This is a genomic window from Neobacillus drentensis, assembly GCF_036966985.1.
GTDB classification, from domain to species: domain Bacteria; phylum Bacillota; class Bacilli; order Bacillales; family Cytobacillaceae; genus Neobacillus; species Neobacillus drentensis_E.
Window position 1 is genome coordinate 33,125 of record NZ_JBALSN010000194.1, and the last position, 1,862, is coordinate 34,986.

A 1,862-nucleotide genomic window follows, 5' to 3' on the forward strand; every position below is an offset into this window, starting at 1 on the left:
CCGTTATTTGTAAACGAGATTTTGGTTACTTTGATATTGTTGTATCCATAATTTTTAAAGGTCATGCTTCCATAATTATAATAATAATTGTAATTATATGACATTTCATTATAAGGGGCTTCTCTAATATCCAATGAAAGCTTTTTCGTCTTTATCTTATTGGTTCCTTTTTGACGTACATCAACCGCGATTTTATAGTTCCCCTCGTATCCGGCATACCAATAGACTGATTTACTGCTAGAGTAATTCTGAATCGTGTACCAAGAATATCCATTATAAATCCTGAAACGATATTCCAGATACTTTCCAGATGATTTTGATGTGAAGTAAAAATACTTTCCAGCCGCCTGTTTTGTGCTAATATCTGATTTTAACGACGGTGTTGAGAAGTACGATGGCTTAAAGATTGTAAAATTGCCTGTTTTCGTTGCTGTCTTTTTAGATAATTTGCTTCGGACTGTTACCTGCACCTTTGCAGCCCCAGCACTTTTCGGTTTCCAATAGGTGTAGTTTCTTGTTGAATAGTTCTGAATGGTTTTCCATTTTTTATTTTGGTAGACACTAAATTTGTATTCAAGATTTACGCCTTTTCCCGCTGCCGTCCATTTAATCGATGTTGAAGTGGGACGAGGGGAGGTCATATTTGCTTTTAATGAAGTTACATAGACCTTTCCTTCGGTAATATCGTAGCTCATTTGCTTTGAGACAATTCGGTTTGGATACTGGGACCTGCGAACCTCCACTTTGAGGTAATATCTTCCTGCACGAGTAGGTTTCCATGAATAATAGGTTTTTGCTCCGAAAGATTGGACTACCTTTCCGTTCACAGAAAATTGATATTGAAGGCCACTTTTATTGGTCTTCGCCAATAAGCTAATCGTCTTACCGGTTAGGTAGGGAGATTTAATATTTGGTGTAAAAGAAGTGATCGAAAAATCAGGCTTATAAGCTGTAATTGTATATGATATTTCCTTTACCACTACTGCACTAGGAAATGCAGGATCTCTTACCTCAACTTTTATCTTATATGTACCTGGGGCTGTTGGTGTCCATTGGTAGGCATTTGCCGTACTGAATGTTTCGACAATTTTATTTTGAATAGAATATTGATATTGAAGCCCCGTTTTACTTGCACTTGCTTGAAAGGTTATCGCTTTCCGTTCGATTTGAGGCGTAGGTAGATTTGCAGTTAGGCTATTGATTGTAAAATCTGCGTCATATGATACTTCGGGCCAGAGGTAATAAGACTGGCTCCCCATGTAGGAATATTCATCTGTATTTACAGAGATATAATAAGTTCCTTTTTCTAAGTTTGTATTCAAATACCTATAATAATAATCAGTTTCATCATCATAAAAATAATCACTGCTGGCTACGGAATTACCGTTCACATCATAGATAGTTATTGCATAATCATCATAATAATAGTGGTTATCATAAGACTCATCATTGCCTAAAAATGAGTATAACGTAAACTCGCCTTTTCTTTGCATTTCTAATCTGTAAAGATCTTTGTCTTCTTCACTAATAGTTCCATGAACTTCATCTAGAGTGTGAATGGTCTGATTTACTTCCTCAATCGTATCATTTGGTTCCACTTCTGTTACTACTTGGTTATCCTGTTTCTTAAACCCAGCTTTTAAATCAGATTTCTCTGCAAAGGCAGCATTCACCGAAAAGGTAAATGACAGTAATAAAATAAACATAGTTATGAATATCTTTTTCAACTTCGATTCCTTCCCCCTATTGGAATTTTTTATCCAATAACTATCTTACCATATTAAATGGGATATATATCCTATTTACACAAAATATATTTCTAGTACTTTCTCCTTAATAAAGAAACCCCCTAGGAATCTCAG

The 1,862-nt window shown here is 35.3% G+C and carries 1 protein-coding gene; it reads right to left on the reverse strand.

Annotated features, from left to right (window positions below):
• Positions 1-1,727 (reverse strand): hypothetical protein (locus V7659_RS13340; RefSeq protein ID WP_335540401.1); only part of this gene is annotated, 1,727 nt, incomplete at its 3' end.
• Positions 1,728-1,862: the final 135 nt, after the last annotated feature.